15 protein-coding genes and 2 pseudogenes are annotated in these 17,836 nt (G+C 40.0%); 11 read left to right on the top strand and 6 right to left on the bottom strand.

Going from position 1 to position 17,836, the window contains the following annotated elements:
• Nucleotides 1-145: 145 nt before the first annotated feature.
• The 3 genes from rhuM to ACMAZF_RS10405 all read left to right on the top strand — a co-directional run bounded on the left by rhuM (nt 146) and on the right by ACMAZF_RS10405 (nt 5,320).
• Nucleotides 146-1,126 (top strand): RhuM family protein, encoded by a 981-nt coding sequence (gene rhuM, locus ACMAZF_RS10415; protein ID WP_435273792.1) that lies wholly within the window; start codon nt 146-148, stop codon nt 1,124-1,126.
• The gene (locus ACMAZF_RS10410) at nt 1,123-4,440 is read left to right on the top strand and encodes a type I restriction endonuclease subunit R (protein WP_435273791.1); all 3,318 of its coding nucleotides are present in this window, start codon (nt 1,123-1,125) and stop codon (nt 4,438-4,440) included. The genes rhuM and ACMAZF_RS10410 overlap by 4 nt, the downstream gene beginning before the upstream one ends.
• Before the next feature lie 379 nt (nt 4,441-4,819).
• Complete coding sequence (locus tag ACMAZF_RS10405) at nt 4,820-5,320, top strand: DUF2059 domain-containing protein (RefSeq protein WP_435273790.1); 501 nt, start codon at nt 4,820-4,822, stop codon at nt 5,318-5,320.
• A gap of 186 nt (nt 5,321-5,506) precedes the next feature.
• Here ACMAZF_RS10405 and ACMAZF_RS10400 read toward each other — a convergent pair whose 3' ends face one another.
• From ACMAZF_RS10400 to ACMAZF_RS10390, 3 genes are all read right to left on the bottom strand, one after another.
• Nucleotides 5,507-6,016 carry a hypothetical protein gene (locus tag ACMAZF_RS10400; RefSeq protein ID WP_435273789.1) on the bottom strand — a complete coding sequence of 170 codons (510 nt, stop codon included), beginning with the start codon at nt 6,014-6,016 and terminating at the stop codon, nt 5,507-5,509.
• 132 nt (nt 6,017-6,148) lie between these two features.
• Entirely contained in the window at nt 6,149-6,586 is a 438-nt protein-coding gene (locus ACMAZF_RS10395) for a DUF4265 domain-containing protein (RefSeq protein ID WP_435273788.1), read from the bottom strand.
• A 402-nt stretch (nt 6,587-6,988) separates the two neighbouring features.
• The gene (locus ACMAZF_RS10390) at nt 6,989-8,404 is read right to left on the bottom strand and encodes an alanine/glycine:cation symporter family protein (protein ID WP_435273787.1); all 1,416 of its coding nucleotides are present in this window, start codon (nt 8,402-8,404) and stop codon (nt 6,989-6,991) included.
• A gap of 301 nt (nt 8,405-8,705) precedes the next feature.
• Between ACMAZF_RS10390 and ACMAZF_RS10385 the strand changes: the two are divergent.
• The 4 genes and pseudogenes from ACMAZF_RS10385 to ACMAZF_RS10370 all read left to right on the top strand — a co-directional run bounded on the left by ACMAZF_RS10385 (nt 8,706) and on the right by ACMAZF_RS10370 (nt 13,960).
• A pseudogene (locus ACMAZF_RS10385) lies at nt 8,706-9,195 on the top strand (GNAT family N-acetyltransferase).
• Nucleotides 9,196-9,213: 18 nt separating this feature from the next.
• A complete protein-coding gene (locus tag ACMAZF_RS10380; protein ID WP_435273786.1) occupies nt 9,214-10,482 on the top strand; it encodes a hypothetical protein in 1,269 nt (422 codons plus the stop codon).
• Between the two features lie 297 nt (nt 10,483-10,779).
• Nucleotides 10,780-12,126 carry an NAD(P)/FAD-dependent oxidoreductase gene (locus ACMAZF_RS10375; RefSeq protein ID WP_435273785.1) on the top strand — a complete coding sequence of 449 codons (1,347 nt, stop codon included), beginning with the start codon at nt 10,780-10,782 and terminating at the stop codon, nt 12,124-12,126.
• Nucleotides 12,119-13,960, top strand: a complete 1,842-nt coding sequence (locus ACMAZF_RS10370; RefSeq protein ID WP_435273784.1) for a 4Fe-4S binding protein — start codon at nt 12,119-12,121, stop codon at nt 13,958-13,960. Before ACMAZF_RS10375 ends, ACMAZF_RS10370 begins: the two co-directional genes overlap by 8 nt.
• A gap of 60 nt (nt 13,961-14,020) precedes the next feature.
• Here ACMAZF_RS10370 and ACMAZF_RS10365 read toward each other — a convergent pair whose 3' ends face one another.
• Together ACMAZF_RS10365 and ACMAZF_RS10360 are read right to left on the bottom strand one after the other, a co-directional pair.
• Nucleotides 14,021-14,152 (bottom strand): hypothetical protein, encoded by a 132-nt coding sequence (locus ACMAZF_RS10365; protein ID WP_435273783.1) that lies wholly within the window; start codon nt 14,150-14,152, stop codon nt 14,021-14,023.
• Between the two features lie 197 nt (nt 14,153-14,349).
• On the bottom strand, nt 14,350-14,976 hold the full coding sequence (locus ACMAZF_RS10360; RefSeq protein ID WP_435273782.1) for a type 1 glutamine amidotransferase domain-containing protein: 627 nt from the start codon (nt 14,974-14,976) through the stop codon (nt 14,350-14,352).
• Between the two features lie 232 nt (nt 14,977-15,208).
• Between ACMAZF_RS10360 and ACMAZF_RS10355 the strand changes: the two genes are divergently transcribed.
• The 3 genes and pseudogenes from ACMAZF_RS10355 to ACMAZF_RS10345 form a co-directional block, all read left to right on the top strand.
• Nucleotides 15,209-16,096, top strand: a complete 888-nt coding sequence (locus tag ACMAZF_RS10355) for an aldose 1-epimerase (RefSeq protein WP_435273781.1) — start codon at nt 15,209-15,211, stop codon at nt 16,094-16,096.
• Nucleotides 16,097-16,151: 55 nt separating this feature from the next.
• A complete protein-coding gene (locus ACMAZF_RS10350; protein ID WP_435273780.1) occupies nt 16,152-16,280 on the top strand; it encodes a hypothetical protein in 129 nt (42 codons plus the stop codon).
• 96 nt (nt 16,281-16,376) lie between these two features.
• Nucleotides 16,377-16,676, top strand: a pseudogene (locus ACMAZF_RS10345) (galactokinase); the annotation flags it as partial.
• Between the two features lie 29 nt (nt 16,677-16,705).
• On the opposite strand, the gene ACMAZF_RS10340 reads toward ACMAZF_RS10345, so the two are convergent.
• Nucleotides 16,706-17,020: a DUF4144 family protein gene (locus ACMAZF_RS10340; RefSeq protein ID WP_435273779.1), complete on the bottom strand. Its 315-nt coding sequence runs from the start codon at nt 17,018-17,020 to the stop codon at nt 16,706-16,708.
• Between the two features lie 79 nt (nt 17,021-17,099).
• Here ACMAZF_RS10340 and ACMAZF_RS10335 point away from each other — a divergent pair, with 79 nt between their 5' ends.
• On the top strand, nt 17,100-17,828 hold the full coding sequence (locus tag ACMAZF_RS10335) for an SDR family NAD(P)-dependent oxidoreductase (RefSeq protein WP_435277225.1): 729 nt from the start codon (nt 17,100-17,102) through the stop codon (nt 17,826-17,828).
• Nucleotides 17,829-17,836: the final 8 nt, after the last annotated feature.

Raw genomic sequence — 17,836 nt, 5'->3', positions numbered from 1 at the left:
ATTCGCAACGCAGTGCGTACCGAATTGAGTTGGTCACATTATCGTGCTTTGTCTGCATTGAAAATGAACAAGCTCGTTAGCGCGTCAAAGCACCTTTCATTAACCTTTATAAAAGGTGCTATACAACAATTTTCTGAGAAGTATTATGAAAAAAATTGAAATTTATCAAAGCCCAGATGGCCAAGTTCAGTTTGATATTGTGCTTGAAAATGAAACCGTATGGCTTAACCAAGCGCAAATGGGGGAGTTATTTGCTAAAAATAAACGCACGGCTTCAGAGCATATTCGTAATATTTTTAAAGAGGCTGAATTGATTGAAGAACAAGTTGTCCGGAAATTCCGGACAACTGCGGAAGATGGTAAGCACTATCAAGTAAATCACTATAATTTAGATGTGATTATTTCGGTGGGGTATCGGGTTAAATCACAGCAAGGTGTACGTTTTCGTCAATGGGCAACTAAAACCTTAAAACAGCATTTAATTCAAGGTTATACCATTAATCAACAACGATTTGACCGTAACAGCCATGAACTAGAACAAGCGTTAAGTTTGATTAATAAAGCCTTGAAGAATCCCGATATTGCCGTACAAGAAAGCAAAGGTTTGGCTGAAATTGTGAGTCGTTATACGCAAACCTTTTTATGGTTACAGCGTTATGATGAAGGTTTATTAGATGAGCCTATTGGTAAAACTGGCGGTCAGTTAATTTCAACTACTCAAGCGATGCAAGTGCTCAACACCCTAAAGTCACAATTAATAACCAAAGGTGAAGCAACACAACTGTTTGCACAACCGCGCGGTGATGGTTTAGACAGTTTATTGGGCTATTTAGAGCAAACCGTGTTTGGTGAGCCTGCTTACCCAACCATAGAAAGTAAAGCCGCCCATTTATTATATTTTGTGGTTAAAAACCATCCGTTTACTGATGGTAATAAACGCAGTGGCGCATTTTTATTTGTTGATTTTTATATCGCAATCATCATTTGTACGCTGAAAATGGCGAGCCCATTGTTAATGATACTGGTTTGGCAGCGCTTACATTACTCGTTGCAGAGTCAGTACCTGATCAAAAAAAACGATTATCCGTCTTATTATGAATATGTTGGCAAGGAGCTAAACCGTTGAAGTTTACAGAAGCACAGTTAGAAGCAGCAATTATTGAATTACTTGGTGAACAAGGCTATCCATACACCTCAGGCTCAGCGCTGGTTCGCCAGCCAGAACAAGTACTTATTAAAGACGATTTACGGGCCTATTTAGCTAATCGATATGCAGCTGATGACATTACCACAGGTGAAATTGATAGCATTATCCTACAGCTCGAAACCTTACCGGTAGGTGACTTATATGAAAGCAATAAAACCTTTTGTAAATGGTTAAGTGATGGCTTTTTATTAAAGCGTGAAGCAGGTAGTAAGCCAGGTGAAGCGTCTAAAAAAGATTTATATATTCAGTTGGTTGATTATGATCAAGTAAACAGCCAAGAAGTAGCGGTTGCTCAAGCGTCACATGAAGCGTTACCTATGGTGGCTGAGCCAAGCGTACCTTATGTTGCAACAACACAGCACAACATTTTTAAAATCGTTAATCAGCTGGAAATTGACAGCCCATCAACCGATAACGCCATGCGTATTCCTGATGGTATTTTATATATCAACGGTTTGCCTGTTGTTGTGTTTGAATTTAAGAGTGCTATTCGTGAAGAACAAGCGTCATTACATGATGCCTATGTGCAATTAACCACCCGTTATCGTCGTGATATTCCCCAGTTATTTGTGTTCAATGCCCTGTGTGTTATTAGCGATGGCGTAAATAATAAAATGGGCAATGTGTTTGCACCCTATGATTTTTATTATGCATGGCGCAAAGTTACTGGTGATGAATCAATTGAGCAAGATGGTATTAATGGCTTGCATACGATGTTGCAGGGCTTGTTTGATAAACAACGTTTGTGTGATGTTATTCGCAACTTTATTTACTTCCCTGATAAATCTAAAGGTGAAGTGAAAATAGTGTGTCGTTACCCGCAATATTACGCGGCTCGAAAGCTTTTTGACAATATTAAAAAAGAACGAAAGTTGATTACGGCTGACGGCAATGTTGCAGGTGGCAGTGGTAAAGGCGGCACGTACTTTGGTGCAACAGGTTGTGGTAAAAGCTACACCATGCAGTTTTTATCACGGCTTTTAATGAAAAGCGTCGAATTTGAAAGCCCGACCATCGTATTAATAACGGATAGAACAGATTTAGACGATCAGTTATCTCAACAATTCTCCAACGCTAAAAGCTATATTGGCGATGATCATATTGTTAGTGTTGAAAGCCGCGACCAACTAAGACAACTACTTAAAGGCCGACAAAGTGGCGGTGTGTTTTTAACCACCATTCATAAGTTTACCCAAGACATTGAAGTACTAACAGAGCGCACTAACGTTATTTGTATTTCTGATGAGGCGCATCGTAGCCAAGTTAATTTAGACCAAAAGGTTGTCATTACTGACAAGGGGCCTAATGCTGGCGTGAGGCGCACATACGGCTTTGCAAAATATCTTCACGACTCATTGCCTAATGCGACCTTTGTTGGTTTTACTGGTACGCCTATTGATGCCACGTTAGACGTATTTGGTAAGGTAATTGATGCTTATACCATGTCAGAGTCGGTTAAAGATGAAATAACGGTACGTATTGTTTATGAAGGCCGTGCGGCAAAAGTATTGCTTAATAATGCCAAGTTAGAAGAGATAGAAGCTTATTACAAACAATGTGAAGATTCTGGTAGCAATGAACATCAAATAGAAGAAAGCAAGAAAGCTACTTCGAGTATGAATTCGATTTTGGGCGATCCTGATCGCATACGTACGCTGGCTAAAGATTTTGTTGAACACTACGAAGGCCGTATCAATGAAGGCTCGACCATAAAAGGTAAAGCCATGTTTGTCAGTAGTTCACGTGAGATTGCTTATTTGTTTTATCAGGAGCTTGAAGCGTTACGCCCACACTGGTTTGAAATTAAAGAAGCAGAAGACGTCACTCATTATACAGAGCAGGAGCGTAAGGCAGCCATCAACGCTGGTAAATTAGCCAAACCGATGGAGCGTGTCAAAATGGTGATGACACGTGGCAAAGATGATCCTGAAAATTTATACAATTTATTGGGTACAAAAGAATACCGTAAAGAGTTAGACCGTCAATTTAAGAATGATAAATCTAATTTTAAAATCGCCATTGTCGTTGATATGTGGCTTACGGGCTTTGACGTACCGTTTCTTGATACGATTTATATTGATAAACCTTTACAAAAACATAACCTTATTCAAACTATTTCACGTGTTAACCGCAATTTTTCAGGCAAGCATAAGGGGTTAGTGGTTGATTACATCGGTATTAAAACGGCGATGAATAAAGCCTTAGCGCAATTTTCAAAGTCAGAAGAAACCAACTTTGAAGATATCAATCAGTCGGTTATTGCGGTTAAAGATCATTTAGATCTTCTTAATCGAATATTCCATAAATTCGATTCCTCGCCTTATTTCACTGGCGAGCCAGTGGCACAGTTAAATTGCTTAAATCATGCGGCTGAATTTGTGCTTTCTATAGGCAAACTTGAGAAACGCTTTATGGCGTTAGTTAAGCGTTTAAAAGCGGCTTATGATGTTTGTTGTGGTAGCGAGAAGCTATCGCAAAATGAGCGTGATTTTATTCATTTTTATCTTGCTGTACGATCTATCATCTACAAGTTAACCAAAGGTCAAGCACCTGATACAGCACAAATGAACGCTAAAGTGCGTGAAATGATTACAGAGGCGCTTAAAAGTGACGGTGTAGAGGAAATATTCAAACTTGGCAACGATGATGGTGAGATTGATATTTTCGATGAAGACTATCTTGCCAAAATTGGCAAGATAAAGCTGCCCAATACCAAGATAATGTTACTGCAAAAAATGTTAGCCAAAGCCATTGATGAAATGAAAAAGGTTAACCTTGCGCAGGGTGTCGATTTCACCAAACGCTTTAAGGCGTTAGTTGATAAATACAATGAGCGTAAAGAAGACGATGTATTGGTGAGTGAGGTTCTTGAGGAATTCTCTGAAAGTATGGTCGATATGATTTACGGTGTAAAAACAGAAATGGATTCTGGCGATGATTTAGGTATTAGCTTTGAAGAAAAAACGTTTTATGACATCTTAAAATCGTTAGCTGTTAAGTATGATTTTACCTATCCAGACGATAAATTGATTGAGCTGTCACAAGCGGTAAAGCAAATTGTTGATGATAAATCCAAATATACCGATTGGAATAACCGTGATGATATTAAGGCTGAACTAAAAGTTGATTTAATTATGTTGCTTGCAAAATTTGGTTATCCACCAGTGAGCCGAGATGAAGTATACAAAGAGATATTTGCTCAAGCGGAAAACTTTAAGAAGAATAGAGTGTAATATTTGCCATAAAAATGGAGTTATTGAATGATAATTTTTACCTTATAATTATTTATCATAGCGGTTAAAAAATTGACAATCTAGCGCACTATTAATATAGTCAACAGTATTAACCAATTGCCAACTTTGGTTTGATACTCTCTAGATTAATAGCTGAAAATTAAAGATTTATTTTATTACACGGAAGGATAGGGGGCAAATTCCTATCTCTCCGCCACATTAAGAAAACCCGCTTAATCGCATGATTAAGCGGTTTTTTGCTTTTCGGAAGACGAATAAATTTCAAAGCGCATTATCAACTCCCTAATCAACCTTTTAACGTGACAAGTTTTAAATATTATTGGTATATTCGGTCTCCAATAAAATTGAAGGAAGTAAAATGAAAAAAGGAATATTGATACTATTCATATTGTTATCTACGCACGGTTATGCACATAGCGAAACTAAGCAAGAAAAAATTGCCGAATTAGTCCAAGTTATGGATATGGATGCAATGGTTGACGCTATGTATGCACAAATGGTTCCCATGATGAAGAACATGTCAAAAGAAATGGGCGTCACAGATGCAGAGGGTGAGATATTTGATAAGTATTATGATGAAATGACGACTGTTTTACGTGAGGAAATGAGTTGGGCGAAAATGGAACCAGCCGTTATTGAAATTTATAACAAGAATTTTAACGAAAAAGAAATTTCCGATATGTTAGCTTTCTACAAAACCGAAAGTGGGCAATCTATTCTTAAGAAAATGCCCGCGGTCAGTCAAGAGTCTATGATGATGGGACAGTCTTTAGCTCGTGCCGCGTTTCCAAAAATTCAAGCTGTTTCAAAGGAATTAGGACAAGTTCTCAAAGAATCAAGAGCTTCGAAAGAGCAGTAACAAAAAGGCCTTGAAGATAATTATCTTCAAGGCCTTAATTCTAGTCAGAATAGTCAAAACTATTCGCCCTAAATACCTTTTTCAATCTTCCCTTTTAATTAGTATTTTTGTGACTGTGCCTTATTTCCCTTCTAATGCCTATTGACTCGAGAAAGGCTCATATGTGTTAGAACGGAAGCGCCTAAGTCAAACATGAACATTGTCGAAGTTTTCCAGTGTGGATATCCACTCTTCAATTATCGGAAGTAAACATTCTAGTCTTATCTCTTTATTACCCGATATAGCGTATAAAAAATTAGATAGTGGATAATCATGAGTTCCTGCAATAGTTTCAACATGATATTTTACTTTCGTGTTAGAGTTTGTCACAGGGTCCATATCTTTCCACCATTCGGCTTCATGCTTCCAAAAATTCGCTGCAGAATCTATTGCTGAAGCATAACTAATACCTGACACATGTCTCTGACCTAACTTATAAGATTTTTGTTTATCTATTCCTATAAATGTTGTTACCTCCGCGAGGTGCTGCTGCGCAGCTACCAAACCGATACCAACGAAATATTCCGCTTTGTCAAATAAACCATCGCTGTCAGGATCGAACGACTTGTCGATTGCGGATTCAATTTCAGCTAATTTCATATCAAGGATTTCGAAAAGTTCATCAAGCCTAGAGAAGCATCGCACAATAGTTTCCATTGATATATAAACCTCACGCCGTTCTAACGCCAACCTAAACCGCAGGTTGCTGGTGCAGGTTTTGCGCCTTTTGTTTATTGCAAAAAATGCGACAGTAAAAGCTGTCGCATTTCAGGATCTTGTTAGGTGAAATTATTCACTAAACCTCCATACAGGGTAGGCAAAATCCAACCCTAGCTCCTCGAATAGATCAAGTAGCTCCTCTAAAGTTGCTATGTCAACGGTGCTAGGCACGTCGACCGATAATAATGAATATCTAGGAAAACCTTCAAACACACAACCTAATTTTTGCAGCGTTTCTGTGAAAGGCTGGATATCAATATCATTGTTATTCATCACCCATATCACTGAATTTCCAGATTCTTCGATAACATCGAATTCAAAAATATTTTGATTTATGAGGTCAGGAATAGCCTTAAAGATATCACCGCGAGCTAAGTCTGGTATAAAAAAAGGTGTGTTGAGTAATTTATAGTGATCGTCAACTTTTTCACACCAAACACCTTCTGCACTAATTGGCGGCCAACCGTCATCTATTTCAAGTGCAAATACTAGCTTTTCAGTTCTCACAGGACTCCCTTTTCACCTAACAGTGTATTTATCGTGCATGCACGATAGAAACAACACTTTATTTTTGATAACCGCCTGAAAAAATAACAGTAAGCCACTGATAAATCAATATTTAAAACTACCAGACGTGCTTTAAGTGCATTTTCATTATTGGAGAAAGCGTGCATTGCGTCATACATTGCACGTGCATGCAATGTATGAACGGTTATAAAAATGCAGAACCTTTTTAAATCAAAAGATTAACATAGATAAGATTGGCGAAAGCATGCACGTTAATGCTCACCTTTTACATCATGAATTCGATTTGCAGCATTGTTACGTCACTGCATAAAAAAGCCCCGTAGGTTCACACCAACGAGGCTTTAGTTTAAATCTGCTCAGTTTTATTCAGCGAAAGGGCAGTTATTCGCCCCAAATACCTTTTTCAATTTTCCCTTTTAATTGCGGGAAATCTTTCGCAACAAACTTAGGCACTTGACCGGCTTTATGTTGAACTTGGTAGTCTTTAATGACCGCTACTGCAAGGCCTGATAAAAGTACCAATGCAATAAGGTTAATCAGTGCCATTATGCCCATCGATGCGTCGGCTAGTGCCCATACAATATCGATTTTAGACAATGAACCGAACATGATCATGCCAACAACTGCCAGCTTAAACGGCGTTAAATAGGCGGTATTGTTATTGGCCAAGAAAAGAATGTTTGTTTCAGCGTAGCTGTAATTAGCGATGATTGAAGTGAAACAAAACAGCACAATAGAACCCGCAATGAAGAAACCACCCCAGCTGCCAACGTGTGACTCTAATGCAGTAATCGTTAATACAATGCCGTCGCCGCTGCTTGATACATCGCCGGCTAATAAAATGATGGCTGCCGTTGCAGTACAAATCACTAAGGTATCAACGAAAACACCAATCATTTGTACGAAGCCTTGTGAGGCAGGGTGGTTTGGATTAGGCGTTGCACTGGCTGCTACGTTTGCTGCGCTACCCATACCTGCTTCATTTGAAAATAGACCACGAGCAATACCCGCTTTCATGGCTTGTGCTACTGCATAAGCAACACCGCCACTTGCGGCTTCTTGCCAGCCAAATGCACTGTTTATGATTAAGCTAAAGACTTGAGGTAGCTTTTCAACGTTTAGTACAACGACAACTAAAGCCAATGCAAGATAAAGTACAGCCATTACAGGAACAATGATTTCTGATACTTGTGCGACTTTTCTTAGGCCGCCGATAATGACAAAGCCTGTGGCGATAGAGATTGCGATACCGACATAAAGTGCATCAAAGGCAAATACATTAGTTACCGCGCCGCTTATGGTGTTGGCTTGTACTGCTGTAAACACAAGACCAAAAGCAAGAATGAGTGATAGTGAAAATAATATGCCCATCCAACGTTGGCCAAGGCCTTTGGTCATGTAGTAAGCCGGTCCACCGCGAAATTGACCTTCAGAATCTTTTGTCTTGAATACCTGTGCCAAAGTCGACTCTACCATGGAGGTGGCCATGCCTAAAAAAGCAATGAGCCACATCCAGAAGATAGCGCCAGGGCCACCAGTGCTTATCGCAACCGCAACACCCGCCATGTTGCCAGCACCAACACGTGCCGCCATGCTGGTACAAAATACTTGGAATGAAGACAGGCCATCTGCACTACCTTGGCGACTTATTTTAAGCAGACCAAATGCGTGACCTAAATAAGAGACTTGGATAAGTCCAAGTCTAAATGAAAAGTAAATACCTGCGCCAACGAGGCCATAAATAAGCACCGTTTCCCACAAGATTGAATTTATAAAACCAACAACCGTTTCTAACATAATGACCTACAGACAACTAAAATTGACGTTAATCTATCATAGATAGCCGCTCTCATTGGGCTCAATTGACGTTTATGTGACTCTTTTGATGTTTAATTATACTGTTGGTGCGAAATTTGTGCATGTTCAATTGAGTGTTTCAATTTATAAACCCTGTTGTGGTAATGAAAGCAGTGGGTTGCAGGGAAATCGTCGATGAAATACCAGAGGTTTGACGAAACTAGATTATATATACCTAATTGGTTGTTTTAAAAGTGATTATCCTATAATTTATAGTTTCATTTTTTTATGTTGAGTTTTAATGAATATTTCACTACATCCCATTACGAAATCGAATTATGAAGCTGTGTCTGATCTTGATGTCGCAAAAGAGCAACAGCAGCTAGTGGCCTGTAATATGTGGTCGCTGGTGGAAGCCCAGTGAAGGGTATTACACACGAGCAATTGTCCGTGATGACGTTGTTGTCGTTGATGACTCTGTTGTCGTTGATGACTCAGTTGTCGGGTTTTTTATGTGGGTACAAGAAACGACAAGCAAGGTATCGATTTGGCGTTTTATGGTGGACGAGAAATATCAAAAGCAGGGTATCGGCCGTATCGCTTTGAGCTTAGCCCTCGCGGAAATTAAAGCGATGACCGGCATTAACAAGATCGAAATTTGTTATAACCCCAAAAACCCTGTTGCTAAAGATTTTTACGCCAGTTTTGGTTTTGTTGAAGTGGGTATAGATGACGATGACGAGGATATGTTAGCGGTAATTCGCGTTGACTCGGCCGAACTGAGCTCATAAGGATTTGATATGATGTTGTTGTTATTTGTATTTTTTGTTTCATTCTACGGTATTGGCGTTTCCAATGCTCAAACCTTTACCTATGACTCTAGCAGTTTACAAGGCGGCGATCATACATTCACAATTTCAACGAATTCTAAAACCGAACTTGACGTTTCTGTGCGCCTTTCCAATCGAACTGATGATACGCAGTGTCATGGTGGCAGCATCAATTCTCAAAAGCTAAGTGCTGATAAAAAAATAACGAAAGAATTTGATTTTTCACGCCAAGGCTCACCTGCGGTGGCACTGTACGAGTGGCATCTGTGTTTCGACATCGATAACAAGACTTATAAAGGATGGCGGGGCTTTGATCCCGGAAATAATACGCAATTAGTCGTCGATTGTAATATTGATATCGAGGATTTAAAGCGACCTAGCGACTTGTATTTATGCGAAACGCAGACAGTATCAGTAAACAAAGATAATCATAATGAATACGCTCAGTTTTGTGTGCGTGAGAGCTGCAAGAGTTTTGAAACCAAAGAACAGTATGAATTTTTTATGCATCGCGATGCGAAAAATGTCGCTGCCCATTATGCCGTAGGCAAAGAAAAGATATTGTCGGCGGATATTGAGAAAAGAATGCCGACTAAAAATGAAATTGACAAACTCACTACTGATGCAATTACAGCGATAAGTAAGTATTGCCAGAAGCTAACAGCTGAAGAGCGTAATTCGTGTTATGAATATAGGGATCGCGGAAAAGAAAATTTAAGCGCACGCGAGAACTGGCAACCCCAAATAAACGAAAATTCATTGAAAGAAGCATTTCCAGAATTAAAAAATCTTAAGCTAATGCCTTCAATATTAGAGGGCTTTATTCCTGAGTATAGATTCTATTTTGCTCCTCATGAGATAAGCTCGAATGTTGTTGATCATTATGTAGTTTACTGTTCAAGTGTACCAAAGAAGAAAAATAGCCTAGTTCACGGATGCTCATTAAATCTCTTTCAAGCATTTTTTATTGATGATCCAAGTGCACACTTTGAAATTGATCCGATGTCTAATGTTGCTATTGCGTTAACCGCAATAAAGCAATTAAAGCGCTATGATATTGATACAATTGATAATAAAGGTGTTAGAGCTTGGTTGGGTTCACACCACGTTCGTCATATTAAAGTTGAGGATGATTTAGTAATATTTAGTTTTTCGGGTAGTGCTTGCGGTAGTCAAATAGCGTTTCAATTTTCAGAGGTTCTGAGCAAGATTGAGTTTGTGGCTTTAAAAAGTGAAACGTGCTTTTAATACCAATTGGTATAAGGTTGTCTGCCAATTATCTATCAGAGGACTATCTTTAACGCTGTCCAGACAAAGATTTAAATAAATTTTCAAAAATTGTAATACTTTTGTGAAGAACCCCGGTCTTCTCGCACGTAGAGTATATTTTTTAATGATCACAACCCTAAAGAATAATGTCCTAAGAGAGAACATTAGGCTAATTTAGAGGTAATTCGTTTGTTTTTTAAGCCTTTCAAAAGAAAAGGTAAACGGCGAAATAGCATGTGGGATTAAAAATGTCGCAATAATGGAGATTAATTTTATATGAGCAAACTTGTTATTATTGGCAATGGTGTGTCTGGTGTCACCGTAGCTCGTCATGTGCGAAAGCGCAGTGATATGGAGATTTTGATTATCTCCGCTGAAACCGAGCATTTCTTTTCCCGCACCGCGTTAATGTACATATTCATGGGCCACATGAAATATGAACATACTAAACCTTACGAAGACCATTTCTGGGCAAAAAACCGCATCGATTTAAAGCAGGGCTTCGTTGAAGATATTAATACGAATGACAAGGTGTTGACCTTGGCATCTGGCGAATCGGTAGATTACGATCAATTGGTATTGGCCACGGGCTCACAATCAAATAAATTTGGTTGGCCGGGACAAGACTTACCTGGCGTGCAAACACTCTTTAGCTATCAAGATTTAGCGTTGATGGAAGAAAACAGTAAGCTGACCAAGCATGCAGTACTTGTTGGTGGTGGACTCATTGGCGTTGAGATGGCGGAAATGCTGTTATCTCGTGGTATTGAAGTGACTTTTCTTGTACGTGAAGACCGTTTCTGGGGCAACATCTTACCAAATGGTGAAGCACAACTTATTCAAAAACACGCCGAAATTCACGGCATTAAATTCCATTTTAAAACTGAGCTTAAAGAAATCAAAGCCGGCAGCAATGGCCGTGTTAGCTCGGTTATCACCAGCACAGGTGAAGAAATAGCGTGTGACATGGTAGGACTATCTGCGGGTGTTCATCCAAATATTGGGGTGGCACAAAAAGGCGATATCCCCGTTGGTCGTGGCATTTTAGTGAATGACTTTTTAGAAACCCAGGTGCCTGAGGTATACGCGGTAGGGGATTGTGCAGAAATAGAAGTGGTTGATGGTCGTAACCGCATTGAGCCTTTGTGGTACACCGGCAAGATGCAAGGTGAAGCGCTGGCGAAAACTATTGCAGGTGAGCGCACCAAATATGAACGTGGCGTGTGGTTTAACTCAGCGAAATTCTTTGACATTGAATACCAAACCTATGGTTTTGTGTTTAACGAACCGCTTGATGGGATCTCATCGTTTTATTGGCAACACCCAGAGCAGGATATTTGTCTGCGTATTAATTATAAAGATGATACTCAAGAAGTTACTGGCGTGAATACGTTCGGTATTCGCATGCGTCATAACGTGTGGGAAAACTGGCTAGCTAATGGTTGTACCTTGAAATACGTGTTAGAAAACCTGCGCGATGCCAACTTCGATCCTGAGTTTTTTAATCGTTATGAAAAAGACATCGTTGCGGCTTTCAATCAGCAACACCCTGACAATCAATTAAAACTTGCGCCATTAAGATGGTTAACCAAACGTTTCACTAAGGGGCATGCCAATGCATAGAAATAATTTAGCGTGGGTAGCGCCTGTTCGAAACTCTGGCATGGCTTTCTTTTTGGTGGGTATGTTTGTTTTCATTGGTATGCTGTTTGTTAACCAATTTAAAATTACTAATGAGTCATTAAACAGTTCTATTAGTAATTCAACTCATCGCGAGCTTATCGCACCGCATTTATCACAGTTCATGAGTGAGCCTGTGGGCAATAAGGTGGCATTTGTTGAAGGGGTCAGAAAAATATTTTCCCATTATAACGATACGGTTTATGACCGTTATCATTTATCGAGCAATGACATTGCCGCGATTATGGCGAAGGTTAAAGCACTCGGTTACTACGACTTAGCCATGTTGTCGGAGGTCTTTAACACCAATGATGACTACGCTGCCTTTAAAATTAAGAAGTTAACCGATTACACCGGTTGGTTAGCAGGCAATCAAGGGAAACCACTTAGCGAAATTGAGCAAGTGATTAACGAGAAATCTGCTGAAATTAATCAAAAAGTTAATCCTGAAAAACGCATTGATTCGTGGGCGATTGGTCAATATATTTATGCGATAGTTAAAAGCTCATCAACGTCAGTTGTCGCAAACAACGCTGGATTGTTTTTCTTCTTTTCGATTATTTTAGGCACCATCGGCGCACTGATGTACATTATACCCGAAAAGTACACTGGTCCCGCTGGCATTAAAAACGATAATGTTTTTAAAAATTCAGCCACCAACGGCGGCATCGTTGGCATGTTGGTGTTGTTGTTTTTAGTGGCTGTCTATATCGCGCTGTATTTCTTTCCTGAATATATCGTGGAATGGGTGTCTTTAGTTGATCCATTATTTGTTGCCCTTAATGGTAGTGGTGCAGGTTCATGGTCGATTTATGGTTTGATTTACACGCTGGCGATTGTGGTGATGGGTGTGCGCATGTTCATCAAATATCGCCACAGTAAATACCACATTGCACGTACTAGCTCGATTATCTTTTTCCAATCGTGTTTTGCCTTTATCTTGCCTGAGATCTTAAGTCGCTTGAATCAACCATCGACTGACTTAAAGAACATGTGGCCGCTAGATTACGATTTCTTCGATGCATGGAATCTCGATAGTTTGAGTTCAAGTGGCGGCATCGGCATGTTTATGTTGGTGTGGGGCATTACCTTGTTCGTGATTGGTGTACCTGTGTTTACCTATTTCTTTGGTAAGCGCTGGTATTGTTCGTGGGTATGTGGTTGTGGCGGTTTAGCTGAAACAGCGGGTGATCCTTATCGTCAATTATCAGACAAATCATTAACCGCGTGGCGCGTTGAGCGCGTAGTTATTCACAGTGTTTTAGTGTTTGCTATTGTGATGACGGCAGCGGCGCTTTACACCTACTTTAGTGGCGTTAAATCTATTGCGGGCATTGATACTTATTCGCTGCGTAGTGCTTATGGATTCTTTATTGGTGCCTTGTTCTCTGGCGTTATCGGTACAGGTTTCTACCCGAAAATGGGGAGCCGTGTTTGGTGTCGCTTTGGTTGTCCACTGGCGGCATACATCGGTATTATCCAGCGTTATAAATCACGTTTTCGCATTACGACAAACGGTAGCCAATGTATTTCATGTGGTAACTGTTCAACTTATTGTGAAATGGGCATTGATGTTCGTGCCTACGCTCAGCGCGGTGAAGACATTGTTCGTGCGTCATGTGTTGGTTGTGGTGTGTGTTCGTCAGTGTGTCCACGCGGTGTGCTTAAATTGGAAAACGGTTCGACGCCTGTGGTTATTGACCCAACGAAGAAAGATGAAACAGTTAAGGTTGTGAACGTGATGAGCGTTGAACAACAGCAAGCTGTCATGAAGTAGCCATTTAAAAAAGTTAGCTCACGATGATGGTCATCTGTCATCGTGAGCTTTTATCATTCGTTAATCCTTTAAAATCATATCTCTAAATTCAAACGACAAATTATAAATATCACCTGGCCATCTTGCGGATACGTAGTTTCGGTCTTTAACAATAAACCCTCGAGATAACTTGTTTGGCGTATCACGAAACATGGCGAATTTTCCTTGGTAAAAATTGCTTGGACTTTTTAAACAGGATTTAATACCAAGTTGACAAAGTTATTGCCCACTTTTGCTGGTTAAAATAAAATGAATATTGCGTTGCTTTCAATCACAATAGCCAGCTATTGCTCAATCAAGCGCCTTGCCTTCATTTGTTTTTCCTTCGCAAAACAAGATCACAAACTTAATCAAATTGGTATAACTTCTTCTTCGACGGTTGTTTCTGGATAGGTGAGATAGTAATCGCCTAGCCACAAACGGGTGAGGTTATATCCTGCCATTTCTTGTGACTTTAAAAGCGCAGTAGTTTTATAATCATAGATAACGCTTTTTTGGGTAACGGGATCAATACTTCTAGCAGCGACCAAAACACCGTGGCATACCGCAGCAACGGGTTTATCTTGATTAAAAAACACTACTACTAATTGCTGGAGAATTGGTGATTCTAAATAGTCTTTAACGGTTTTGTCGTGACCGCCGGGTAATAATAGAGCGTCAAAATTATCAGCGTTTACCTGCTCATACGATTGAGGTTGTTTAAACTCCTCACTTCGCTGCATTTCAATGCAGGCGTCAACTGCGTCTTGGCGCGCTGCTAAAATAGACCGAAAAATACCGAGATCAGTACCGTTTAACATTCTTGGATCAGGGGCTGATTGATTACCATCTGGCGTGATGAAGGTAAGCTTTATTCCAGCTTGGGAAAGGATTTTCCACGGAATCGCGGCTTCACTCGGATCAAAACCTAAACAAGGCAGTGGAACAAGAACATTTTTGATATCGCATCCCGATATTTTACGTTTTATTGATTGCATATCATGGTATCTTTATCAGTCGTAAATATCATATTTTTTATTCGGTTATTTCAAAGTGATAGCTTCCATTTTCATGGGAGAATAAACATTGATGTTGCTGGTGGTTTTAGCAATTTCTAAACGTGTCTATTTCTTTTGCTATTTGGCTTTTCTTGAGTTTCAACCCAATTAATAGTTATCAAATTTAAATTTATTAGGTATATTGTATGCAATTTTGTAGTTGGATGATGTTATGAATGATTTAGTGATTAAAAATAATCATTTAACCTTGTCTGTCGCTCCCGATGTTGGCGCTAGTGTGCGCAGTTTTACGTATCAGCGACAAGGAACAACGTATAACGTCTTTAGAAACAGTGGTCAGGCGAGCTCAGTTAATGACATGAGCTGTTTTGCGCTAGCGCCATTTGCTAGTCGTGTGCAGCACGGAAAATTTGAATGGAATAGTCGCGATGTGCAGCTCGCCGCAAATTTCCCGCCAGAGCTTCATGCATTGCATGGTTTCGGCTGGCAGCGACCGTGGCAAGTAAAAAGTCATTCAGAATCGGCGATAGATTTGAGACTAGAGCACGCAAGTGGTGATTGGCCATGGGATTTTGTGGTTGAACTGCGTTATGAGTTAATCGGTTTACGTCTTGATATGACATTAACGACAACTAATTTGAGCGACGCAGAAATGCCAAGCGGTTTGGGGTTGCACCCGTTTTTTGATATCGACGACAATACAAAAGTTAGGGTCGATGCACCGAAAATGTGGCAAATGAACGAGCAAGTGTTGCCTGTTGGTTTTACTCAATCGCCAGCGGCCTTATTAACTGAGTTAGGGGCTAATGCAAATGAATTGGTCGTCGACAATGTATTAATTAATGATTCTGATCGCCATGAAATTGTTTGGCACGATCGCGGGTTCAAAGCAGATTTGCGAAGTGCTGGTTGTCCCTATACTGTGTTGTACCGTCCTGAAGATGGTCAATTTTTTTGTATTGAACCAATAAGTCATTGCGCTAATGCGTTAACGATGGGGCGTGAAGAAGCGCTAAATCATGGCGTAAAACCGCTTTTACGTGGTGAGAGCCACACTATAAGTCAATCGATTGTATTGTCTGACTTAGTAACGAATTAAGGCGTTATTGCAGTAACGCTACAGATTTTATAACAATAATAAAAATAGATAAATCATGAGTTTAGATACTATTGATGTTGTAGTGTTTATTGCTTATGTCATTGGCTTAATTGCCGTGGCTATGTTCGTTTCACGGGAAAAAGAAGGGCACGAAAAGGGTGCTAATGACTATTTTCTTGCTTGAAATAGCTTACCTTGGTGGGCGGAGAACGCTGAATTAAAAGGAGCTCGACACGTTGTTTATGAAAATCATCGAACCTTAGATGCTGCTGATGCATTAAGTAAAGGTGATATTAAAGCGCTTGGCGATTTAATGAGAGCATCTCACGCGTCTATGAAAGACGATTTTGAGATAACGACACCTGAAATAGACTACTTAGTCGATGTCCTTAATGATGCGATTGGTGATAATGGCGGCGCACGGATGACTGGTGGTGGCTTTGGCGGCTGTGTTGTTGCCGCATTGCCTAGCGATCAAGTGGCGAGTGTTTGCGGGCTCATTGAAAGTCGTTATTTTCAAAAAACAGGCATCAAAGAATCAATTTACCTAAGCAAAGCATGTCAAGGCGTTCACGTTTGATAAGTGATGGCTATTTTAATACACAAGGGTTAAGTGGCTCCTGCGGCAATCGCTTGTTGGAAGTTGTTAAAACGTAGCTTTGTAACGCAGCAGTGATTGAGTGCACTTAGGTGCGCTCTGATCAATTGAGTCAACTCAGTGAGCGAATACTTAGTGTCGCTAAGCCATAATTTACCATCGTTTTTAAAATAAAATTGTTGGCCTTGTGAGTCAACGATAAAGTCGTTCTTCGAAATTGGTAATATCAATGACGCTGTTTCTACGCGTAAAGTCAGCTCATCACGGCAATAAATTAAATGCTCGTCACCCTCAATTTTTAGTAATGCTGGCCAATTAACTTGCAATGTTCTGCTCTTTTAATAGTTAACTCTGATTTATAAACAGGGTACCATAACGTCATCGAAAAGTGAGATGTTAGTTATTATGAAGAAAGTTGCGGTGGTTACTGGTGGGTCAAAAGGAATTGGTTTAGCAATTGTTGAAAAATTTATCGCTAATGATTATCAAGTATATAATCTTGATTTGGTTGCTAGTGAAATAGGTATTTACAAACAATGTGATATGTCTGATATGGCCCAGGTTGCCCATGCTATCTCCGATATTATTGAAAAGACTGGACAAATTGATGCGTTGATTTGTAATGCCGGCATACACTATTCAGCCAATATAGAGGCAACGTCAGAGCAAGACTTTGATAAAGTTTTTGCTGTTAATGTAAAAGGGGCGTACGCTGCTATTCAAAGCTCATTGAGCATTATGAAGTCTCAACAATCTGGCGCCATTGTCATCATTGCTTCTGATCAAGCCATGATTGGAAAAACAAACTCCTTTGCTTACAACCTTTCAAAACATGCATTAGCTTCGATGGCGAAAACTACGGCTCTTGATTATGCCAAGTACAATATTCGCGCTAATGCGCTGTGCCCCGGTACGATTGAAACACCGCTGTATCATAGCGCTATTGACAAATACTGTGCGCAAAGTGGCAGTGATAAAGCTATTATTCATCGAGAAGAAGAAGCGCTTCAGCCTCTAGGCCGTCTTGGTCAGCCTGAAGAGGTTGCTAACTACGCGTATTTCCTTGCTAGCGAGCAAGCCTCTTTTATTACCGGTAGTTTGCAAACGATTGACGGTGGTTACACAGCGCAATAAGGCAGGAA

It is taken from the genome of Psychrobium sp. nBUS_13 (assembly GCF_051201665.1).
In the GTDB taxonomy this organism is placed as follows: Bacteria; Pseudomonadota; Gammaproteobacteria; order Enterobacterales; family Psychrobiaceae; genus Psychrobium.
Note: the sequence above shows the minus strand (reverse complement) of the source record. Positions and strands in the feature narration are given on the sequence as shown.

Excerpts from the sequence above, each read along its gene's own strand:
- ACMAZF_RS10370 (WP_435273784.1), top strand. The coding sequence starts at position 12,119 with ATGCATAGAAATAATTTAGCGTGGGTAGCGCCTGTTCGAAACTCTGGC.
- ACMAZF_RS10400 (WP_435273789.1), bottom strand. The coding sequence starts at position 6,016 with ATGGAAACTATTGTGCGATGCTTCTCTAGGCTTGATGAACTTTTCGAA.
- rhuM (WP_435273792.1), top strand. The coding sequence starts at position 146 with ATGAAAAAAATTGAAATTTATCAAAGCCCAGATGGCCAAGTTCAGTTT.
- ACMAZF_RS10405 (WP_435273790.1), top strand. The coding sequence starts at position 4,820 with ATGAAAAAAGGAATATTGATACTATTCATATTGTTATCTACGCACGGT.
- ACMAZF_RS10390 (WP_435273787.1), bottom strand. The coding sequence starts at position 8,404 with ATGTTAGAAACGGTTGTTGGTTTTATAAATTCAATCTTGTGGGAAACG.
- ACMAZF_RS10355 (WP_435273781.1), top strand. The coding sequence starts at position 15,209 with ATGAATGATTTAGTGATTAAAAATAATCATTTAACCTTGTCTGTCGCT.
- ACMAZF_RS10350 (WP_435273780.1), top strand. The coding sequence starts at position 16,152 with ATGAGTTTAGATACTATTGATGTTGTAGTGTTTATTGCTTATGTCATT.
- ACMAZF_RS10375 (WP_435273785.1), top strand. The coding sequence starts at position 10,780 with ATGAGCAAACTTGTTATTATTGGCAATGGTGTGTCTGGTGTCACCGTA.
- ACMAZF_RS10335 (WP_435277225.1), top strand. The coding sequence starts at position 17,100 with ATGAAGAAAGTTGCGGTGGTTACTGGTGGGTCAAAAGGAATTGGTTTA.
- ACMAZF_RS10360 (WP_435273782.1), bottom strand. The coding sequence starts at position 14,976 with ATGCAATCAATAAAACGTAAAATATCGGGATGCGATATCAAAAATGTT.
- ACMAZF_RS10365 (WP_435273783.1), bottom strand. The coding sequence starts at position 14,152 with ATGTTTCGTGATACGCCAAACAAGTTATCTCGAGGGTTTATTGTTAAA.